Origin of the sequence: Burkholderia ubonensis, assembly GCF_902833085.1 — a bacterium.
In the GTDB taxonomy this organism is placed as follows: Bacteria; Pseudomonadota; Gammaproteobacteria; order Burkholderiales; family Burkholderiaceae; genus Burkholderia; species Burkholderia ubonensis.
The window spans coordinates 787,527-807,194 of record NZ_CADFEB010000003.1 but is presented as its reverse complement, the minus strand read 5'-3'; the positions used below and the strand labels follow the sequence as shown (position 1 = coordinate 807,194).

The following is a 19,668-nucleotide window of genomic DNA, read 5'->3' as shown; positions in this document are numbered from 1 at the left end:
GCCGGTCGGGCAGCGCGTCTCAACGCGCAAACGCGTCGGCAAGCGCGTCGACCACGACCCGCACCCGCGCCGTATGCGCCAGGTCCTGATGCAATACCAGCCAGGCTTCGTACGGCGTGGCGCGCTGCCGCTCGGGCCAGATTCGCACCAGCTCGGGGTCACGCAGCGCGAGGTAGGCAGGTAGCTCGCCGAGCGCGAGGCCCGCGCGCACGAACGTCGCCAGCATGAGACTGGAGTCCAGTTCGGCGACGACGCGCCCGTCGGTCATGGGTTCGCCGACCAGCGTGTCGTCTTGCCGTTGTGTGACGCCCGACTGGTACCGGGCAATATCGTGGCCGGCGAATCCGCTGCCGGGCTGCGGTTCGCCGAAGCGGTCGAGATAGCGCCGTGTCGCATAGAGCCCGACCTCCCAGCGCCCGAGCAGGCGCACGATCAGCTCGGGCTGGTCAGGGCGCGACGTGCGCACGGCGATATCCGCTTCGCGCCGCGCGAGATTGAGCACGCGCGGCGTGGTGCTCATGATTACGCGCACCGCCGGGTGACGGGACTGCAAGCGCTCGATCGCCGGCACCACGAAATCCACCGCCAGCGCATCGGTCGTGGTCACGCGCACCTCGCCGGCCGCCAGCGCGTCAGCGCCTTCGCTGCGCCGCTCGAACGAGATGGCCATGCATTCCATCGCCTCGGCCGTTCCCAATACCTGCTGGCCGCTGTCCGTCAGCGCGAGGCCGCCGGTCGTGCGCAAAAACAGGCGGCTGCCCAGGTCGCGCTCGAGGCTGCCCAGCCGCCGCCCCACCGTCGTCTGATCGACGCCGAGCTGTTCCGCCGCGCCGCGCAGCGTGCCGGCGCGATGCACGGCGAGAAAGATTCGGACGTCGTCCCAGTTCATAGTCACGGTCGAGGCTGCAAATTTGCAGATCATATCTGCGAATTCATGCATTTTCACCTGTTCGACGGCTCCGTAACATGGCCCGCTCCTATCCCAACCAAGCATGCCGGCGTCGCCGGCGTGCCCGGAGTTTCGTCATGCCACGACTATCGTTGATCCTCACCGTCGCGATGCTGAGCGCGTTCGGCCTCATCGCGTCGGATGTCTATCTGCCCGCCATGCCGGACATGTCCGTCGCGTTCGGTATCGCGGACTGGCAGATGCCGCAATCCGTTTCCGCCTATCTGCTGGTGCTGGCGACCGCGCAACTGGCCTACGGCCCGCTGTCCGACCGTCACGGCCGCAAGCCCGTCCTGCTGGCGGGCATCGCGCTCTACATCGTCGGCTCGCTGGGTTGTGCAGCGGCCGGCAGCTTCGCGGCCTTTCTGATCTGGCGCATGGTGGAAGCGCTGGGGGCCGCGTCGGGCCTCGTCATCGGCCGGGCCGTCATCGCCGACACCTGCGACAAGCGCACGTCCGCCAAGGTCTATGCGGTGGTTTATCCGCTCGTTTCGCTTTCGCCGGCTCTTGCACCGGCCATCGGCGGCCATCTTGCCGCGGCGGTCGGCTGGCGTGCCGACTTCCTGCTCGTCGCGGCATTCGGCGCGGCAGCGCTGCTGATGGTGCTCGCGTTGCTGCCCGAGACGCATCCTGAAGGCGTTCGAACCCGGACGTCGCCGTTCGCCGGATTTCGCGATGTATTGCGTGACTCCGCGTTCCGCCGCTACACGCTGGTGGTCTGCACGATCTATTGCGCGTGGTTCGTCTACCTGACGCAGTCGCCGTTCCTGTTCGCGCGGCAAGGGCTGAGCGAGGAACAAAGCGGCTGGCTGTACCTGCCGCTGACGGCCGGCATCATCTCGGCCAACCTGCTGGCCAAGCGTTTGCTCGACCGTTGGCCGTACGATCGCATCGTCGCGGCCGGCATCGCCTGCTTCGTGCTCGGCGGCATGGCCTTTGCCGCAGCGGCCGCGTTTCGGCTTCAGGGCGTCGCAGCGGTGGTGCTGCCGATGTGCGTGGTCAGCCTGGCCAACGGTTCGTCGCTGTCGCTGGCCGTTTCGGGCGCGGTCGCGAGTGAGCACGGCCATTCGGCCACGGCGTCGGGCCTCGTCGGCTTTTGTCAGATCGGCAGCGCGGCGCTGGTCGCGACGAGCGTGAGCGCGCTGTTCGGCACGAGTGGCAAGGTGCTCGCCGCGTCGGTTCTGGTGCTGGGGCTGCTGGCGCTTTCGACATGCGTTCCACGACGTTGGCATATGCGTTCGGCAGACCCGGCATGACGCGTTTCACCGAGTCTATGTATATACTCGATCCCTCAAGAATCAGGGCGCATCGGGGGCAATAACCGCGCGCTGGCAAGCATTGGCCAAATGCAGTTCAAACGAGTAGAACGATAATGACTGGCACTTACGATCTCGCGCTTGTCGGGCTTTCTTGTCTTATTGCAATCTTTGCATCGTATACGGCGCTGAATATTTCCGATCGCCTGGACGTGATCGGCAATCGACCACTCGGCCCGTGGATCGTTTTCGGCGGCTGCATCATGGGGCTCGGCATCTGGTCGATGCATTTCATCGCCATGCTGGCCTTCAAGCTGCCGATCGCCGTCGGCTACGACATCCCTGTCACGATTGCATCGCTGCTCGTCGCGATCGGCGCGTCGGCAATCGGATTCATGCCGCTGTGCCGCTACGATCCGAGCTGGCCGCATCTGATCACGGGCGCAATCGCGATGGGACTGGGCGTCGCCGGCATGCACTACCTCGGCATGCAGGCGATGGACATCTGTTCCGGAATTCGCTACCAGCCGTGGCTGGTCGTACTGTCGGTGGTGATCGCCATCTTGGCAAGCGGGGCGGCTTTATGGCTTGCATTCGATATGCGCCGCCACAGCACGCACCGGCGGATTCGCCGGGTGGGCTCGGCGATCGTGATGGGCTTTGCGGTGTGCGGGATGCATTACTGCGGCATGGCCGCCGCGCATTTTGAAGCAGGCAGCTACCCCGTTTCCATGTTGCGCAATCTGCCGGTGCCGTGGTTGGCCGGGATTGTCGTGACATTCAGCCTGGTGATTTTCGCGGTCGCGATTGCCATTGCGGGGCTGGATGCCAGGGCGAACGTGCGTGCACGTGCACGGGCCGAGGCGATTCTGGCCGAGCATATCGACAGGCGGGGCGCGGTTCGCTAATTGCCGTCGACGGAAAGGACAAGGGCACCAGCATGAGTTCACGGATTCCAGCTATCGCGCCGGCGCAAACCGCGCTCGTCGTCATGCATTACCAGACCGACATTCTCGCGCTCTTTCCATCGGTCGCGCCGGCGTTGCTCGCCAATACGCGCAAGCTGTGCGACGCGGCGCGGGCCAAGGGCGTCGGCGTCTATTTCGCGAACCTGCGGTTCAGTCCGGGCTATCCGGAAGTCAGTCCGTTGAACAGGAACGGGCAGGGGATCAAGCAGCTGGGTCTCTTCATCGACGACCGGACCGCGCCGGAGTTGGGCCAGCAGGCGAGTGAACCGCTCATCACCGCGCATCGCGCCAGCGTGTTCTTCGGCACCGATCTTGAAGTACGACTCTCCGCACGAGGCGTCGATTCGCTGATCATGGTCGGCATTGCGTCGACCGGTGTCGTGCTGTCGTCGGTCGCGTACGCGAGCGACGCGGATTTCCGCCTGTATACGGTCAAGGATTGCTGCTACGACCCGGATCAGGTCGTCCATGACCATCTGTTCTCCACCGCATTCGATTCGCGCACGACGGTGCTGTCGCTCGCGGATGCGTTGCAGTTGCTCGCCTAGGGCGTGAACACGCCCTAGGATGCATTCCGCAGGAATACGACGTAGCCGCGAAACCATGGATTCGCCGCGAGGTAGGGCGGCGCATCCCACTCGCCGCCTTCGATCACGCCGATGCGGAACGGCAGCTGCAGCCGCGCGACGCGGGGGAGATAGGCGGCGTAGGTGGGGATCGTGCTGCGCCCCTGATAGGTCTGCACGACCACTTCGTCGACGATCCCCCTGAGCTGGTTGACCTGGTCGGTATCGATGCGGCTGCTCCAGTCGAGGAGCCCCGTGATGCTCAACCGGCAATCGGCGGGCAAGGTCTCGCGCAGGGTCCGCAGAAACGCAAGGTAGTCCTGAAGATGGCGCGTGCGCGCATCGAAGTCGATCTGGATGCCCGCGATCGTGCGGCCCGACGCACGCCAGCGCGCGAGCTGGGCCAGCATGATCTGCGTGACCCGCGGCGTCCAGCGCAGCGTATGCGCACGATAGACGAGCCAGATGCGCGCATTCGGCGCGGGCGGCAGCGCGACGCCCTGGGCGATGAAGCGCACTTGCGCATCGTCCCGGGGCGACGCCTCGATCTGGCCTTGCAGCACGTAGACGGTGCGCGCATCGCGCACGACCGCTTGCGGCTTCACGCCCGCCCATAGCCAGAACGCGTCGTACTGCGCGGGATCGGCCGTGCCGGCCAGCGCGATGCGCGCGCAGAGCAGCAACGCGGTGCACAGGATGCGCATCAAGCCGGGCTCACCAGTAGTACTTGAGCGTCTGCGCCCACGGGCTGCCCGGATAGGCGGACTTCAGCGTATTGAACCAGCGCTTGCGGGTGGTCTTCGGAACGTCTTTCCCGCCGCAGTCGTTGGAGCCCGACGGCGCATAGCATTTGATCGCCCGATAGAGCGCGTAGGCCCGGTCGTTGGGGTTCGCCTGCGCATCGTCCATCACCGTCACGTAGCTCGGCATCCGCTCGTACCGCTTGCCCTTGAACAGTGACGGCGCACTCCCGAGCGTCGGCGGCACGCGCGCGCCGCTGGCAGGCGCGGCGCCGGCAGCCCACGACGGCGTCGAATATTCTTCGAGACCCGGAGCGGGCGGATGGCGGCGCACGAAATCGGCGAGGCAGTTCAGGCTTTTCGCATCGGCGGGATTCTGCTGCAGCGCCGCCGCGACGTCGCGCGCGGACGGGCACGCGTAGCCGTCCTCGTTCCTGGCGCCGGGCAGGGTGAACGGCTTCAACGCATCGGCAGGCGTGTCGGGCACCAGCGCGACGTCCGCGACGAAGTCGGCGTAATGCCCGCGCGTGAACTCCTTGTACAGCAGCGTATAAAGCGCGATGTCGCGCAGCGCGCCGGTGGTCGACTTGTTCTGTGCCTGCGCGCGCAGCAGGTCCGCATTGGCCGCGCGTTGCAGCAGGATTGCACGGATGGCGGCGTTCCGGACGGGTGAATCGTCGGCGAATGCGTCGTCGACGAGGCCGGCCTGCTCGAGGTTGATCGCGAGCGCGAGCTCCAGCGCCTCGCGCTGGAAGCGGAGTTTCGCGAGCGGGATCAGATCGCGCCAGAGCTGCCGCGCCTTGTCGGACTGGCCGCTGTCCTCCAGCGCGAAGGCGCGCAGCGTCTGCTGGCTCAGGCCGAAGTAGTCGAGCGACGCGCCGGGCGTCTGCGGCAACAAGCCGAGCGCCGCGTCCGGCTTATGCCCGACATGGACGTACCAGGTGGCAAGCAGGAAATCGTAGAGCGCGGGCATAGCGGCGAATCTCGGCTTCTGTGCCTGCAATTCGCCCAGTGCCAGCGGCTTGTCGCGGCTCGCGTCGCCGCTGCTCGACGTGCGCATGCGCATCAGGTCGACGGTCGCCAGCATGGCGGGCGACTGGACCTTGCGCGCGTCGAATTCCGATGCGAACAGCAGCTTGTTGTCGAGTTCATTCGCCAGTTGGATGAGCGGCACGTTCGACGCCGTGGGCGACCAGTGCGCGAACGCGTTGTCATAGAGATCGGCTTGCTGTGCGACGTTTCCGCCGAGCCATGCGACGCGCCGCAACAGACCCGACGCGGAGGCCGCATAGCGCCCTTGCGGATAAATCCGCAAGTACGTGCGAAAGACCGTATTCGCGGCGTCGAGCGAGACCTTCGATACGCTGTCGCGTGACGGCGTGGGGCTGTCGTGGTCGAACGCATTGGCCTGCGCGGCGTTCAACTGCGCGCGCCCGGCCATATAGAGCCCGGTTTCCTTCAGCCACGGGTTGGCGCCGCGCGATGCGCCGGCGAACGCCCTGGTCGCGGCGAGGAAGTCGAAGCGGTAGAACGCGTTCGTGCCGTCGAGGTAGGCCGCGAACTGCTGCCCGATCGGCGATTTGACCGCGGGCTTCGTCCACGCGGCACTGGCGCCGCCAGTGGAGCAGGTCTTTTGGGCGATTTCGACGCGCGCGGCGCGCAGGCGCGCGGCTTCGTCAGCGGGGAGATCCTTGGCGGTGTTCAGTGCGTCGCCGAACGCGTCGACGCCGGCATTCATGCTGCGGCAAATGCTGCCTTCGCCATCGGCGTATCGATTCGATGGAGCGGCGGCGTCCGATGCGTTGCCAGCCGTGTCGGGCTGCTTCTGGCCGATGTCGATCCATCCGGAGAAGTCGTACGAGAACGGTACGATGATCCGGTTTACCCGGTCTGCCGGCGGGATGGTCTTCGGGTCCGGGAACAGTTGCGCGACCTTGCCGCTGTCGACCATCAGCAGCATCGCGTTGATGCGCGTGTCGTTGGCAGGGGTCAGGATCGGCATGCCGCCGCAGGAATAGGTGTTCTGCCGGAGCGTGACGGGCGAATAGCAACTATCGTCCGAGCTGGCGTGGGCATGGGAGATGCAAAGCAGGCTCGCCGTCAGCGAGGCGATCAGGTTTCGGTGCAGCAACATGGTTTTCGGCATTGTTCTTGTGCTGGGGTGGAGCCGGGCGGATTCGAGGATTTCGGCCATGGGCTCGAAGCCGCTTGTTCCGGGCTTGCTTGCTCGGGGGAGCAAGGTCGAAGGGCTCGATTTTATTGAATGGGCATTGCTGGTAGCAAGCGGGCAAGCCGAGTAGTTGTTGGCGGGCTTGCGCGCGCGGCCGCGAATGACCGAGTTGTACTGGCGCCGACGTCCTCGGCGCTTCGATTGGGGAGTTCAACGTGCTGATGGTGACGTCGGCGGGTAATTTCGGTGGCTGTTGCAGACATCTTCCATTCGGTCGCGGACCGAAGACTGACCGGGGCGAATGTTCGGCGCAACCGTCTCGATCGTCGCTGAGAACGACCGCTTTCTGTGACCGGGGCAGCCCACTATCGACCCACTGCCGCCGGTCGGCAGATTTTTACGGACGTCGTCGATGCAGCGCGTAGCTTGAAGTATGTCGCTAATGGGTTGGACGTTTCTTCCATCGCAGCGGAGTCAAATCGATCCGTCCGCTGTTGCGCCCGAGGAAGTTTCCCGTTCCGTTGCTCGTAAGCGTTTTCTGTCCGGTTTTGTGCGTCGTGGGTCCGCTTCCGCTAAGGATGTCGTAGCTGAGTCGGACGGTCCCGCCAGAAGTGAACCCGTTGCCGGTAACCTCCATGAATCGTCCTTCATCGGCTATCGTGGGACAATCGGGACCGGTCCGTTCCATCCACCGGCACCATTTACCCAGGCAACATGCAGGATCCCGTTGCCATCAACGGCAAACACGTCCGTCTGATCCGAAATCCCGAACTGGTTCGATGCTGCAACGGCCGCGCCGGGAGGGAATAGGCCCGGCGGACTGATCGGAGCCGGGCCATTCCATCTGCCGGCGCCGTTGACCCAGGCAACGTGCAAGGCCCCATTGCTGCCCACGCCAAACACGTCGGTCTGATTCGAAATCCCGAACTGGTTCGACGCTGCGATGGCGGCGCCGGGAGGGAAAAGGCCCGGCGGACTGATCGGAGCCGGCCCGTTCCATCCGCCGGCGTCGTTGACCCAGGCAACGTGCAACGCCCCATTGCTGCCCACGCCAAACACGTCGGTCTGATTCGAGAGCCCGAACTGGTTCGACGCTGCGACGACCGCGCCGGGAGGGAATAGGCCCGGCGGACTGATCGGAGCCGGCCCGTTCCATCCGCCGGCGCCATTGACCCACGCAACATGCAAGGCCCCATTGCTGCCCACGCCGAACACGTCGGTCTGATTCGAGAGTCCGAACTGATTCGACGCTGCGACGGCGGCGCCGGGAGGGAAAAGATCCGGTGGACTGATCGGAACTGGCCCGTTCCACCTTCCGGCACCGTTTACCCAGGCGACCTGCAGGGTGCCCTCGCTATCGACGAGAAATACGTCGGTCTGATCTGAAATGCCGAATTGATTCGACGCAGCCAACTTGACCATTTTTTTTCCCCCGTCCTGTTCAATAACGTATAGGGTTTTGCGTTTCGCACCTGAAACGCCCTTGCCTATACTTTCGTTCAGATTGAATACGTCCGGCACTCCCATTTGGGAGGGAAATCGTCCTCAGACGGGCGGTAAACATGACGCGCGTCGAAACAATTCATCAAGCGATCCGGCATGTCTATGAAGCGGCGCTTGCACCCGACGGCTGGTCACACGCAGGTATCTCCGTCACCGAGGCGACCGGGGCGCACAAGGCAATATTCCTGGGGATTTCGGCAGCGACGGTACCTTGGTCGGCAATCACGACCGGCTTTGATGCCGAGTACGCGCGGCGCATGCAACGGAAATTCGAAACGCAACCACCGAACTGGGTGAAGGCGATTCCGGTCGGTATGCCGCTGCGCCAGACTTCGTTCGTCTCGGATGGGGCGTTCCGGCGATCGGAATTCTATTGCGACGCAGTGCGACCGACTGGTGGATTTTATGGAATGCTCGCGCCGCTTGTTCCCGATCGATGCATTTATTTTGTAGTGGGCCGAGATCTCGGGATGGCCGATTTCAGCGACGACGATGTCGAAGCCGCCCGATTGATCGTGCCGCATCTGACGACGGCGCTGCAGGTACAGAATCGTCTCGCCGCGGCGGATCTCAGGGCAAAAGAGGCATACGAAGTTATTTCGCGCCTGGAGTTTGGCGTGATTCTCCTCGACGCGAGAATGCGCCCGATTTTCGCCAATGGCCGCGCCGAAGCATTGGCGCACTGCGGCGACGGGCTTCTGCTCAAACGCAGCGAAGTGACTGCGGCGTCGCCCGCCGACGCACAGAGCCTGCACGACGCCATTGCAACGGCGGTCCGCTTGAACGCCGGCGGCCGAGACGCCAGCGAAGCCGTCGCGCGACCTTGGGCGCCGCTGAAATGCTATGTGTCGCGCCGTTCGCCCCATCTTCCACTGGTCATTCGTGTAGTGCCGGTCTCTGCATCGGAAATACCGAACGGAATAAGTACGGCCACACGGGTCATTCTGTTCGTGATGGAACCGGCCAAGCCGCCGGAGATTGATCCGAGCTTCCTCGTCGCGACTTTTAACCTCACGCGACGCGAGGCGATGCTTGCGGCGCTGCTCGTACGCGGCCTGGACCTCGCCGAGGCGGCGTCGCAATTGGGCATAGGCCTGGGAACCGCGCGCGGTTATCTGAAGCAGATCCTGGCGAAGACGGACACGCACCGGCAGGCGGAACTTGTATCGCTGCTTCTTCGCGCGGACATGCCAATCGTGCGTTGATGAGGCGATGTAGCCTCCGCCTCGTCACAGGCGATCCAGCTAATGGAACAGTGTCCGCACGAAGCCGGGCCTCAGGCTGCGATGCGTTTCTGCATGAATACACTCAGCGGGTCATTCGTGTAATCGCCAACCGGTCCCCGGCGGCGATCACGTCAGGTTGATCGGGGGATTCGAATGCGATAGTCATGGCTGGATAAGCGGAGCGAAACGGTCATCCAGGCGCCCAAAGACGCCTGCTGTCATGCAACGCCTGTCGGCGGATGTCTGCATCTAAACGTCGATCACACCCCGTCCGAGTTCTATCACCCGACCGCCAACGCCGATCTCGCCATTCGCGCTAACCGACAGCCGCAGCAGACAAGGCCGGCCAACGGCTTCACCTTGCTCGACCTCAAAGACGGCGGGCAAATGCCGGTTGGTGGCAAGCAGCCAACCGCCGAGATTCGCACAGGCTGAGCCGGTACCCGGGTCCTCCGAGATGCCGCCTCCCTCCTTCGCAAAGAAATAGCGGGAGACCACCTTCCCGGGGCGGTCCGAGTCAAAAGCGAACACATAGGCCGTCTTGCGACCGAGACTGCTTTTCGGCCAGATATCGAGGCATGCGCTATCGGGCCGGGCGCGGCGCACGGCGTCGGTGTCCTTGACTGCGACCAGCAGTTGATCCGAACCGGTGTCGACCCATATGGGCGACGCGAGCAAATCGCCCTCCGTCAGTCCCAGCAGCGCTGCGGCTTTTGCATCGGGAAGCTCGCAAGCGGCCGTTTTCGGCATGCCCGCGTGCGGCGCGGCGAATGTCCATACGTCGTCATCTGCACGGACGGATACAACCCCGGCTTTGAATTCGAGTTCGAGATCGTCGCCCGCATCAAGCATGTCTCGCACGACATGCGCCGTCCCGAGCGTGGGATGGCCTGCAAAGGGCATTTCATGGCCGGGCGTGAAGATGCGTACCCGCGCATGTGCACGGTCCGACGGCAAGACAAATGTCGTTTCGGACAGGTTGAACTGCACGGCCAGCGCCTGCATTGTCGCTTCGTCAAGGCCGCGCGCATCTTCGAACACACATAGGGGATTGCCGCCGAACGTAGACTCGGCAAATACATTCAGCAGGCGGAAGGCGTACGTTGTCATTCGACTCTCATGTTGGTATGTCGATCACCGTACTTCAGGGGACCGGTGACAGGCTGGTCGCGTCGGAGGGAAACATCCATACAGCAGTCATCCACCCAGCTTCTTCCTCAGAAAAATCCGCGAATGCCCAACAGGATAATCCGGCAATTCGCCGAAGCAAACATACCCGAGCCTTTCATAAAACGGCCGCGCCTGAAATTCGTGCGTATCGAGCCATGCGCTGTGGCACCCGCGCGCAATTGCCTCCTGTTCGGCCAACTGCATGAGACGTGTGCCCACGCCCCGGCCGCGCGCGCTGTCCGGCACGACGAGCAACTGGGTGAACAGCCAGCCATAACCCGTGGCTCCCCACATTCCGCCGACAACCTTGTCTTCCGCATCGCTCAGCATGACGACCAGCGGGCGATAGTGGCTGGGGCCGGCCTGGGCTTCGTTGAACCGAACCAGCGGCTCGACGATCTGCTTGCGAATGTCTTCGTCCGCGTGATCCGTCAGTGTGTATGTGTAGGTCATCGAGGGCAACATTCCGGGTGGGGCATAGCATCATAAATCACCGGCCCCAACGTTCGCCCGCTCGCGCTGCACGAACACCTCGCGCAACGCGTCGCCGATGAAGGTCAGCAACAGCAACGTCACCACCAGCACGCCGATCGCCGTCGCCGAAATCCACCACGCATCCAGATGCGCCTTCCCTTCGGCGAGCAGTTCGCCGAGGCTCGGCGCGGGCGGCGGCACGCCCATCCCGAGAAAATCCAGGCTCGTGAGCGCGACGATCGCGGCGCTCATCCGGAACGGCAGATAGGTAATCACGGGCGTGAGACTGTTCGGCAGGATGTGCCGCCGCATGATCTGCCAGTCGGACAGCCCGAGCGTGCGCGCGGCGCGCACGTAGTCGAGCGAGCGTTGCCGCAGGAACTCGCCGCGCACGTAGTCGGACAGCGTGATCCAGCCGAACGCGGCGAGCAGCGCGAACAGCAGCGGCAGGCTCGGCTCGAAGATCGACGACAGGATGATCAGCAGATAGAGGTCGGGCAGCGCATTCCAGATCTCGATCAGGCGTTGCCCGACCAGGTCGACGCGCCCCGCGTGATAGCCGAGCACCGCGCCCGCGAGCACGCCGACGAGCGCGCCCGACAGCGTGAGCGCGGCGGCGAACAGGATCGAGCTGCGAAAGCCGTACAGCGCGCGGGCGAACACGTCGCGGCCGAAGGCGTCGGTGCCGAGCCAGTTCTCGGCGGAAGGCGGCGCCGGAAACGGCCGCGCCGCATGATAGGCGACGGTGTCGAAGCGATAGTGGTCCGGCGCATAGAGCGCGAAGTTGCCGGGCCGCGCGAACTGGTCGCGGATGAACGGGTCGAGGTAGTCGGCCTCGGTCGGCAGCGCGCCGCCGAATTGCCGGTCGGCATACGCGTGCAGCGCCGGGAAGAGCCAGCGCCCGTCGTAACGCGCGACGAGCGGCCGGTCGTTGGCGAGGCAGCCGGCAAGAAGACTCGCGGCGAACAGGATCGCGAAGACGACGAGGCTCGCGAACCCGACCTTGTGACGGCGAAAGCGCTGCAGGATGCCGGCGGCGCGGGCGGGCGCGTTCGCCTGTGGGAGCGCGATCGCGCGGGCAACGTCCGGGTGAGCAGGGGAAGCGGCGGTCATCGAAGTGGACGGTTTCATCGCGCATCGCCGCCAAAGTGAATGCGCGGATCGATCAGCGCATACATGAGATCGCCGGCCAGTTTTGCGAGCAGGCTTACGGCGGTGAAGACGAACAGCGAGCCGAGCACGACCGGGTAATCCCGGCCGACGATCGCGTCGTACGAGAGCCGCCCGACGCCGTCGAGCGAGAAGAGCGTTTCGATCAGCACGCTGCCGCCGACGAAGGCTGCGACGAACGCAGCGGGAAAACCGGTGGCGATCGGAATCAGCGCGTTGCGCAGCACGTGCCGCCACACCACGCGGCGGCGGGATGCGCCCTTCGCGCGGGCGGTCAGCACGTACTGTCGCGCAAGCTCGTCGAGAAACGCGTTGCGCGTCAGCATGACGACCACCGCAAGGCTGCTCGCGACCGATGCCGTCACCGGCAGCACGAGGTGCCACAGGCGGTCGAGCGCGCGCTCGGCGAACGGCAACTGGTCGTAGCCGTCCGACGCGAGGCCGCCGAGCGGAAACAGGTGCAGGAACCGGTCGCCGCTGAGCAGCATCAGCAGCAGCACGCCGAGCACGAAGCCGGGAATCGCATAGCCCGCGAGCAGCGCGGCGCTCGTCGCGAGATCGAACGCCGAGCCGCGGCGCAGCGCCTTGGCGATGCCGAGCGGCACCGAGATCAGGTACGTGAGCGCGAGCGTCGCGCCGCCGAGCGCGATCGTGACGGGCAGCTTGCTGCAGATGAGCGCCCACACGGAACGGTGCTGGAAGAACGACTGGCCGAGGTCGAGCCGTGCGTAGCGCGACAGCATCCGCACGTAGCGCGTGAGCGGCGGCGCGTCGAAGCCGAACTCGTGGCGGATCGCGGCGATCTGCGCCGGATCGACGCCTTCGTTGCCGTGATAGCCGCCGTCGCCGGTGCTTGCACCGCCGCCCTCGCCATGCGGCGACGCGTGTTGCAGCCGCGCCATCACCTGCTCGACGGGGCCGCCGGGCACGAACTGCATGACGACGAAGGTGACGGTCAGCACGCCGAGCAGCGTGGGGATCATCAGGAACAGCCGGCGGCCGATATACGCGATCATCATGCATCACTCCTTGTGCGCGGCAGCGCCGGCCGCATCGGGGCTGGCATGCCACCAGCCGATCACCCAGTCGGCCCAGCGGTATTGGCGGGGCGTGCGCGCGGGCGGCGCGATACGCCGGTTCCACGCGATCCGCGCATGCGTGATGTGCCACTCGGGCACCATCACGTGCTCGCCCAGCAGCACGCGGTCCAGTGCGCGCGCGGCAGCGGTCAGTTCGCGTTTGCCGCGCGCGTGCTGGACGGCCGCGATCAGCGCGTCCACGGCCGGCGACGCGATGCCCGCGTAGTTCTCCGACCCGGGCGTGCGCGCCGCGCGGCTGCCGAAGCGCCGTTCGAGCTCCGCGCCCGGCACGCTGGCCGCGCGGTAGCCGACCGTGGTCATGTCGAAGTCGAAACGCTTGAGCCGTTCGTTGACGACGGTCTGGTCCATGAGGCGCAGCCGCGCGTCGATGCCCAGCAGGCGCAGGTTGCGCACGACGATCAGCAGGATGCGTTCCATGCCGGAGCCGTCGTCGAGCAATTCGAGCGTGAACGGCGCGCCGCCGGCGTCGCGCAGCACGCCGTCGCGATACCGCCAGCCGGCGTCGGCGAGCAGCGCCTCGGCGGCCGCGAGGTTGCGGCGCAGGCCGTCCGGGCCCGACGTATCGGGCGGCGGCGGCAGCGGGCCGAACACGCGGGCCGGCACCGTGCCGCGCAACGGTTCGAGCAGCGCGCGCTCGTCCGCGCCGGGTGCGCCGCTCGCCGCGAATTCGCTGTCGTCGAAATAGCTGCGGGTGCGCGTGTACTGGCCGTAGAACATGTTGCGGTTGATCCACGCGTAGTCGAGCGCCAGGCCGATCGCCTCGCGCACGCGCCGGTCGCGGAACTTCGCGCGGCGCAGGTTGAAGACGAGGCCCTGCATGTCGCCGATGCCGTGCTCGGGGAATTCGCGCTTGGAGAGCGTGCGGTTCGCGAACGCGGGGCCGGCATAGCTGCGCGTCCATTGCCCGGCGCTGCCTTCGAACATCGCGTCGATCTCGCCCGCGCGAAACGCCTGCAACGGCGCATACGGATCGCTGTAGAGCCGGAAGCGCACCGTCGAGAAGTTGAACATGCCGCGCCGCACCGGCAGGTCCGCGCCCCAGTAGCGCGGATCGCGCCGGTAGACGATGTCGCGGTTGCTCGCGCGCGACGCGATCCGGTACGGGCCGCTCGCGACCGGCGGCACCGTCGCGAGCTGATCGAAGGTCAGCGTCGCGCCGCCGGGTGCGCGCGCCCAGTTGCGCGAGAACACGTAGAGATCGCCGGCGGCGAGGGCGGCGCGCCGGCCGGGTGTGCGGAATTCGAAACGCACCGTCCGCGCATCGACGACGACCGCCGCGCGGATCGACGCATAGCGGCTGCTGTAGACAGGCGACGCGGCCGGGCTCGTGAGACGTTCGAACGAATCGCGCACGTCGTCGGCGGTGACGGGCGAGCCGTCGGAGAAGCGCGCGGCCGGGTTCAGGTGGAAGGTGGCGGAGCGCCCGTCCGGCGCGAGCGCGACGCGATCGGCGAGCAGCGGGTATTGCGTGTCGACGTCGTCGAGGCTGCGCTGCATCAGCGTTTCGAACATCAGGTTCAGCAGGTCGGGCGCCGGGTTGCCGCGCAGCAGGAACGGATTGAGCGAATCGTAGGTGGAGAACGCGTCATAGTTCGCGAGCGTGAGCGTGCCGTCGCGCGGCGGCTCGGCGTCGGCCCACGGCAAGCGCACGAACGCCGGGCCGGGCGGCACGTCGTCGAAGGCGGACAGCACGGTTTGCCAGTGCGGCGCGGCGGCGGCGGGCGCACCGGCGGCCGCACGCGCGACAGGCGCGCCCGTGGTCGCGATCGCGGCATACAGCGCTGCGACCGCCGCGGCACGACGCAGCGCGCTCACAGATCGAACCTCGCGTTCAGCGTGACCGTGCGCGGCGCGCCGACGAAGAGGTAGCCGGACTGCAGGAAGCCCCAGTAGCGGCGATTGAACAGATTGTCGACCTCGGCGCGCAACGTGACGCCGTGACCGCCGACCGTCGTCCGGTAGCTGACGCCCGCGTTGAACAGCGTGTAGCTCGGCAACGTGTACTGGTTGAAGCTGTCGGCCATCATCGCGCCGAAGTAGTGCGCCTCGGCGGAGGCCGTCACGCCGGGCAGGCCCGGAATCCGGTCGCTGACCTGCAGCACGCCCTGCCAGCGCGGAATGCCTTCGATGCGCTTGCCGACGAGATCGGCTTCGGTCTCGGTATAGGTGCCCGCGATCCACGACGCGCCCGCCGTGACCCGCAAGCCGGCCGGCAGGTCCACGCGCGTATTCAGCTCGAGCCCCTGGATGCGCTCGGAGCCGTTCGACACGAAGACGTTCTGCGCGTTGCCGTATTCGGCGCCGCGTTCGATCCGGAACAGCGCGGCCGATGCGCCGACCTTCGCGCCGTCGAATTTCACGCCGACTTCGTACTGCTTGCTCTTCATCGGCTTGAGCACTTCGTTCGCGTTCACGTAGGTCTGGCCGACGGTGCCGCCGTCTTCGAGCGCTTCCACGTAGCTCGCGTAGAACAGCAGGTCGCTGCGCGGACGGAACATCAGCGCGAGCGTGGGCGTGATCGGCGTGTACGTGTAGGTCGCGCTCGCGGCGCCCGGCCTGGTTCGCGACGACTGGTGGTAGTTCGTGTAGCGGATGCCGGCGAGGAACGACCAGTACTCGAGGAAGCTGAGCGTATCGCTCGCGAACACCGATTTCTGCTGCGAACTGAAGTTGTCGTACTGCAGGCCGTAGTCGTAGGTGCCGTTCCACGTATGCGTCGTGATCGGCCCATACAGATTGTTCGAGCCGATGTCCGTATACAGCGACTTCGGCACGGTCTTCTTGCTGAGCCATTGCTCGGCGACGCCCGCCACGACCTGATGGGCGATCGGGCCGGTCGAGAACCTGCCTTCGACCGTCGCCTGCACCTGGTCGTAGATCGACGAGCCGCGCGCACGGTTGAGGAACGTATCGAAGTCGCCCTGCGGGTCGAGCAGGCCGAGCCACTGGCCCGAGTAGCTGCGTTCGTCCTTGCTGTGGCTGTAGTCGACGCTGGCCTTCCAGACCGGATCGATCTGCCAGTGCAGGCCGGTGCCGAGGAAATAGACGTTCGAGTTGAACCACGTGTCGTCGTAGGCCGACAGGTTGGTGCGGCCGCTCGGCGCGCGCGGCAGGCTCGCGCCCTTGTACGCATCGAGCGTGAGATCCTGGATGCCGCCCGCGACCTTGCGCGACTGGTAGATGCCGTCGAAGGTCCAGGTGAGCGCGTTCGTGAGCCGCGCGTCGAGCGACAGCGATTCGGAGTTGCGCAGCACCGACGAGCCGCTGTAGGTGCCGCCCTGCTCGTGCGTGATGTTGAAGCGGTAGCCGAGCCGGCGGTCGGGGCCGAAGCGCCCGCCGGTGTCGATGTGCTCGCTGAACACGCCGTCCGAGCTGTAGCCGGCATCGGCGCTGAACGTGAAGGTGTCGGTCGGCTTCTTCGTGACGAAGTTGATGATGCCGCCCGGCGCGCCGAAGCCGTACATGAAGCCGGACGCGCCCTTGAGGAGCTGGATCGACTCGAACGACTCGACCGGCAGCTCCACCGTCGTCATGTAGAACGGCAGGCCGTTGATCTTGTAGCCGTTGTAGTCGTCGAGCGCGATGCCGCGCACGTTGATCGAATACGCGTTGAACGAATAGGTGTCGCCCAGCGACAGGACGGCCGCGTCTTCCGCGAAGACCTTGCCGAGCGCCTTGACCTGGCGGTCCTCCAGTTCCTGCTGCTTCACGACGCGCGTGGAAAACGGCGTTTCGAGGTCGGAGCGCGTGCCGAGCGCGCCGCTCGACACCTGCGGCGCATGCCGGCGCTTGCCGTTGACGGTCACGGTCGCGAGGCTGTGGACCTTGCCGTCGGCGGGCTCGCGGTCCTGCGCGGGCGGTTTCGGCGCGGCGGGCGTCGCGGTCGGGGCGTCGTCGGCGGCGTGCGCGACGGACAGGGCAAGCGTTCCCGTGCCCAGCAGCAGGGCGGAAAGCATGCGCATGCGAAATGCTCTTGTCTTCATCGATAGGAGTGCGATATTTCAGGTGGAATCCGGCTGGCCGGGAACGAATCGAAATCAGCCGTGGAGGAAACTCATGCGGGATCGGCGCCCGGCTGGCCGAGGAACGCGCGCAGCATGTCGACGAAATGCTCGAACGCGCGATCGGGAATCGCCTGGTCGCGCACGAACAGCTCCTGGAAACACAGCCCGCGGATGAAGCACGCGATCACGTAGCGCGTGAGCTCGGGCGAGCGCGACGCGTCGATGCGGGTGCGCGGCAGGTGGTTGCTCGCATCGTCGCCCACCGGATGCGTGAGCAGCGCGGCGTTGAAGCGCTCGCGCAGGTCGCGGTCATTGCGCAGCGCCCAGTAGAACTCCTGGGTCATCGAAAACGTCTCCTTCATCTGCGCACGCCACGCCGCCACTTCGTCACGCACGCCGGCCGCCGGCTGGAGACGCGCCTCGAGCGTCGCGAGCTTGCCCTCGAGCCACACCATGTACGACGCGACCAGCAGCTCGTTCTTGTGCGGAAAGTGGTGCAGCAGCGCGCCGCGCGACAGGCCGGCGCGCTTGCAGATCTCGGTGATGGACGTCTGCGCGATGCCGATTTCCATCAGGCAATCGAGCGTGGCGCTGATCAGCGCGAAGCGGGCGGACGCGCTGCGCTCGTGCTGCGAGCGGCGCGCGCGCGGCGGCGTGGTCGATACGGCATTCGTCATGGTCTGGCGTGCGGCGCGCCGGCTCACGCCGCGCCCCGTCGAATTGCGCTGAACAGGGAAAGAACAAGGAAACAGTACGAGCGGTATGTTATTGAGCGGCGTCGGGGGTGTCCAAGAACATCGTGTCACATGCTTATCTGCGTGACGGACGGCGTTGTACGGTTTTCGTCGAGGCCCGGGCGGGCGCGGTGCGCGACGGGTGCGGATTGAACCCGAATACGGCCGATTATCGATTCGGGTCTGATCGGATGATTTACTCCGATATTTTGATCGAAGCACTAATTAGGCTCGCTTAACTGAATAACCCTGTTTGAAACGGGTTATCGGTGGCCGTGTCTTGACAGAATTCGGTCAATCCGTAATTGCTCAGGTACTTTTTTGGTTATCGAAACTATTTTGCGGATTATTCTTGGGAATCGGCGGAAAATCCCGTTTCCAGACCATGCTTTGGCTTCTGGTATGCTTCAGAAGCATGCGAATGATGCAAAAATGTAATTTGAGTCGCATTGGGTATTCACTTCCAATACAAAAGCCCTATTTTTGAGGGCGGAAATCAAAACAGTCTTCGTCGTTCTTTTAAAATAATTCGTAAAACGAGACGGAACATCATGTGATCGCTGGTCACGGGATGACGGCTGTTCCGATTCCGCCGCGTCGAAGCGAAAACTTGTCGTCGTTGTACATCGAGCAGTCCCACCATCGAACCAAAGTCCCCGGTGTGCCTTTCTCGATGGTGGCCGGACGGCGACCCCGTCCGGGAGCGCGTGCGTCGGCCGGGCTGCAGTGCCCGTGCGACGCGCCGGCTCCGCGCATGACGCGCCGGCACAACCGGAGACGCGATCAGGAGCCAAGATGACAAACTGGGTTGAAGCACTGTTGGCCGGACTGGAGCAGGCCGGTTCCGAACGGGAGGTCTACGGCTGGATCGAGCACGCGGCGCGCGGCCTCGGCTACGAGTACTGCGCATACGGCCTGCGCATGCCGTGGCCGGTGTCGCGGCCGAGGATCCATATGCTCGACAACTATCCGGAGGCGTGGCAGAAGCGCTATCGGGAGGCGCGCTACGTCGACATCGATCCCACCGTGAAGCACGCGCGCCGCTCCCAGGCGCCGATCGTCTGGAGCGACGCCTGCTTCGCCGCCACGCCGCAGCTCTGGAGCGAGGCGCAGGCGCACGGGTTGCGGCACGGCTGGACGCAATCGGCGTTCGACAGGTGCGGCGTATCCGGCATGCTGACGCTCGCGCGTTCCAACGGGCCGATCACGCCGGCGGAACTCGAGCAGAACGAGTTCAAGATGCGCTGGCTCGTCAGCACCGCGCATCTCGCGATGACCGGCAAGCTGCTGCCGAAGCTCGCGCCCGACACCGAGCGCGGCCTCACCGATCGCGAGGTCGAAGTCCTCAAATGGGCGGCCGACGGCAAGACGTCGGGCGAAATCTCGACGATCCTGGTGATCTCCGTCGATACCGTCAACTTCCACTTCAAGAACGCGGTGTCGAAGCTCAAGACCGCGAACAAGACCTCCGCCGTGGTGCGCGCGACGATGCTCGGGCTGCTGAGCTGAGTCTTCGCGCGCGCGTTCCCCGCTGATCGTGCCGAAGCCGCACGTGCCGCGACGCTGTGCACGCGCCGCCGCATCGCATGCGCGCTTGACGAGCGTCGCATGCGATGCGCAAACAGTTGTAGCTCCTAA

At 65.4% G+C, this 19,668-nt stretch carries 15 protein-coding genes and 1 pseudogene; 5 read left to right on the top strand and 11 right to left on the bottom strand.

Going from position 1 to position 19,668, the window contains the following annotated elements:
- Nucleotides 1-19 precede the first annotated feature (19 nt).
- Entirely contained in the window at nucleotides 20-889 is an 870-nt protein-coding gene (locus HWX31_RS11025) for a LysR family transcriptional regulator (protein WP_174961690.1), read from the bottom strand.
- A 152-nt stretch (nucleotides 890-1,041) separates the two neighbouring features.
- Between HWX31_RS11025 and HWX31_RS11020 the strand changes: the two genes are divergently transcribed.
- The 3 genes from HWX31_RS11020 to HWX31_RS11010 all read left to right on the top strand — a co-directional run bounded on the left by HWX31_RS11020 (nucleotide 1,042) and on the right by HWX31_RS11010 (nucleotide 3,721).
- On the top strand, nucleotides 1,042-2,205 hold the full coding sequence (locus HWX31_RS11020) for a multidrug effflux MFS transporter (RefSeq protein ID WP_244143721.1): 1,164 nt from the start codon (nucleotides 1,042-1,044) through the stop codon (nucleotides 2,203-2,205).
- 116 nt (nucleotides 2,206-2,321) lie between these two features.
- The gene (locus tag HWX31_RS11015) at nucleotides 2,322-3,113 is read left to right on the top strand and encodes an MHYT domain-containing protein (RefSeq protein ID WP_174961692.1); all 792 of its coding nucleotides are present in this window, start codon (nucleotides 2,322-2,324) and stop codon (nucleotides 3,111-3,113) included.
- Nucleotides 3,114-3,145: 32 nt separating this feature from the next.
- Complete coding sequence (locus HWX31_RS11010) at nucleotides 3,146-3,721, top strand: cysteine hydrolase family protein (RefSeq protein WP_174961695.1); 576 nt, start codon at nucleotides 3,146-3,148, stop codon at nucleotides 3,719-3,721.
- 14 nt (nucleotides 3,722-3,735) lie between these two features.
- On the opposite strand, the gene HWX31_RS11005 is transcribed toward HWX31_RS11010, so the two are convergent.
- From HWX31_RS11005 to HWX31_RS10995, 3 genes and pseudogenes are all read right to left on the bottom strand, one after another.
- The gene (locus tag HWX31_RS11005) at nucleotides 3,736-4,446 is read right to left on the bottom strand and encodes a DUF3142 domain-containing protein (RefSeq protein ID WP_174961697.1); all 711 of its coding nucleotides are present in this window, start codon (nucleotides 4,444-4,446) and stop codon (nucleotides 3,736-3,738) included.
- A gap of 7 nt (nucleotides 4,447-4,453) precedes the next feature.
- A complete protein-coding gene (locus tag HWX31_RS11000; RefSeq protein WP_174961699.1) occupies nucleotides 4,454-6,625 on the bottom strand; it encodes a PA5441 family protein in 2,172 nt (723 codons plus the stop codon).
- Between the two features lie 678 nt (nucleotides 6,626-7,303).
- Nucleotides 7,304-8,062, bottom strand: a pseudogene (locus tag HWX31_RS10995) (beta propeller lectin); the annotation flags it as partial.
- Nucleotides 8,063-8,211: 149 nt separating this feature from the next.
- On the opposite strand from HWX31_RS10995, the gene HWX31_RS10990 reads away from it, so the two are divergent.
- Nucleotides 8,212-9,357: a helix-turn-helix transcriptional regulator gene (locus tag HWX31_RS10990; protein WP_174961701.1), complete on the top strand. Its 1,146-nt coding sequence runs from the start codon at nucleotides 8,212-8,214 to the stop codon at nucleotides 9,355-9,357.
- A gap of 270 nt (nucleotides 9,358-9,627) precedes the next feature.
- On the opposite strand, the gene HWX31_RS10985 is transcribed toward HWX31_RS10990, so the two are convergent.
- The 7 genes from HWX31_RS10985 to HWX31_RS10955 form a co-directional block, all read right to left on the bottom strand.
- The gene (locus tag HWX31_RS10985; protein ID WP_174961704.1) at nucleotides 9,628-10,488 is read right to left on the bottom strand and encodes a PhzF family phenazine biosynthesis protein; all 861 of its coding nucleotides are present in this window, start codon (nucleotides 10,486-10,488) and stop codon (nucleotides 9,628-9,630) included.
- Between the two features lie 87 nt (nucleotides 10,489-10,575).
- Nucleotides 10,576-11,001, bottom strand: coding sequence for a GNAT family N-acetyltransferase (locus tag HWX31_RS10980; protein ID WP_174961706.1), 426 nt, complete (start codon nucleotides 10,999-11,001; stop codon nucleotides 10,576-10,578).
- 30 nt (nucleotides 11,002-11,031) lie between these two features.
- Nucleotides 11,032-12,135 carry an ABC transporter permease gene (locus tag HWX31_RS10975; RefSeq protein WP_415493042.1) on the bottom strand — a complete coding sequence of 368 codons (1,104 nt, stop codon included), beginning with the start codon at nucleotides 12,133-12,135 and terminating at the stop codon, nucleotides 11,032-11,034.
- Nucleotides 12,136-12,149: 14 nt separating this feature from the next.
- Nucleotides 12,150-13,208 carry an ABC transporter permease subunit gene (locus tag HWX31_RS10970; protein ID WP_174961741.1) on the bottom strand — a complete coding sequence of 353 codons (1,059 nt, stop codon included), beginning with the start codon at nucleotides 13,206-13,208 and terminating at the stop codon, nucleotides 12,150-12,152.
- Between the two features lie 6 nt (nucleotides 13,209-13,214).
- A complete protein-coding gene (locus tag HWX31_RS10965; RefSeq protein ID WP_174961710.1) occupies nucleotides 13,215-15,107 on the bottom strand; it encodes an extracellular solute-binding protein in 1,893 nt (630 codons plus the stop codon).
- Nucleotides 15,104-17,254: a TonB-dependent siderophore receptor gene (locus HWX31_RS10960; protein WP_244143720.1), complete on the bottom strand. Its 2,151-nt coding sequence runs from the start codon at nucleotides 17,252-17,254 to the stop codon at nucleotides 15,104-15,106. Before HWX31_RS10960 ends, HWX31_RS10965 begins: the two co-directional genes overlap by 4 nt.
- Before the next feature lie 92 nt (nucleotides 17,255-17,346).
- On the bottom strand, nucleotides 17,347-17,973 hold the full coding sequence (locus HWX31_RS10955) for a TetR/AcrR family transcriptional regulator (RefSeq protein WP_174961713.1): 627 nt from the start codon (nucleotides 17,971-17,973) through the stop codon (nucleotides 17,347-17,349).
- A gap of 852 nt (nucleotides 17,974-18,825) precedes the next feature.
- Here HWX31_RS10955 and HWX31_RS10950 point away from each other — a divergent pair.
- The gene (locus HWX31_RS10950; RefSeq protein WP_174961715.1) at nucleotides 18,826-19,539 is read left to right on the top strand and encodes an autoinducer binding domain-containing protein; all 714 of its coding nucleotides are present in this window, start codon (nucleotides 18,826-18,828) and stop codon (nucleotides 19,537-19,539) included.
- The last annotated feature ends 129 nt before the right edge of the window (nucleotides 19,540-19,668 follow it).

Bases quoted from the DNA above. Each gene is read 5' to 3' on its own strand.
- HWX31_RS11025 (WP_174961690.1), bottom strand. From the start codon at position 889: ATGAACTGGGACGACGTCCGAATCTTTCTCGCCGTGCATCGCGCCGGC.
- HWX31_RS11015 (WP_174961692.1), top strand. From the start codon at position 2,322: ATGACTGGCACTTACGATCTCGCGCTTGTCGGGCTTTCTTGTCTTATT.
- HWX31_RS11010 (WP_174961695.1), top strand. From the start codon at position 3,146: ATGAGTTCACGGATTCCAGCTATCGCGCCGGCGCAAACCGCGCTCGTC.
- HWX31_RS11000 (WP_174961699.1), bottom strand. From the start codon at position 6,625: ATGCCGAAAACCATGTTGCTGCACCGAAACCTGATCGCCTCGCTGACG.
- HWX31_RS10990 (WP_174961701.1), top strand. From the start codon at position 8,212: ATGACGCGCGTCGAAACAATTCATCAAGCGATCCGGCATGTCTATGAA.
- HWX31_RS10985 (WP_174961704.1), bottom strand. From the start codon at position 10,488: ATGACAACGTACGCCTTCCGCCTGCTGAATGTATTTGCCGAGTCTACG.
- HWX31_RS10980 (WP_174961706.1), bottom strand. From the start codon at position 11,001: ATGACCTACACATACACACTGACGGATCACGCGGACGAAGACATTCGC.
- HWX31_RS10975 (WP_415493042.1), bottom strand. From the start codon at position 12,135: ATGACCGCCGCTTCCCCTGCTCACCCGGACGTTGCCCGCGCGATCGCG.
- HWX31_RS10970 (WP_174961741.1), bottom strand. From the start codon at position 13,208: ATGATCGCGTATATCGGCCGCCGGCTGTTCCTGATGATCCCCACGCTG.
- HWX31_RS10960 (WP_244143720.1), bottom strand. From the start codon at position 17,254: ATGCGCATGCTTTCCGCCCTGCTGCTGGGCACGGGAACGCTTGCCCTG.
- HWX31_RS10955 (WP_174961713.1), bottom strand. From the start codon at position 17,973: ATGACGAATGCCGTATCGACCACGCCGCCGCGCGCGCGCCGCTCGCAG.
- HWX31_RS10950 (WP_174961715.1), top strand. From the start codon at position 18,826: ATGACAAACTGGGTTGAAGCACTGTTGGCCGGACTGGAGCAGGCCGGT.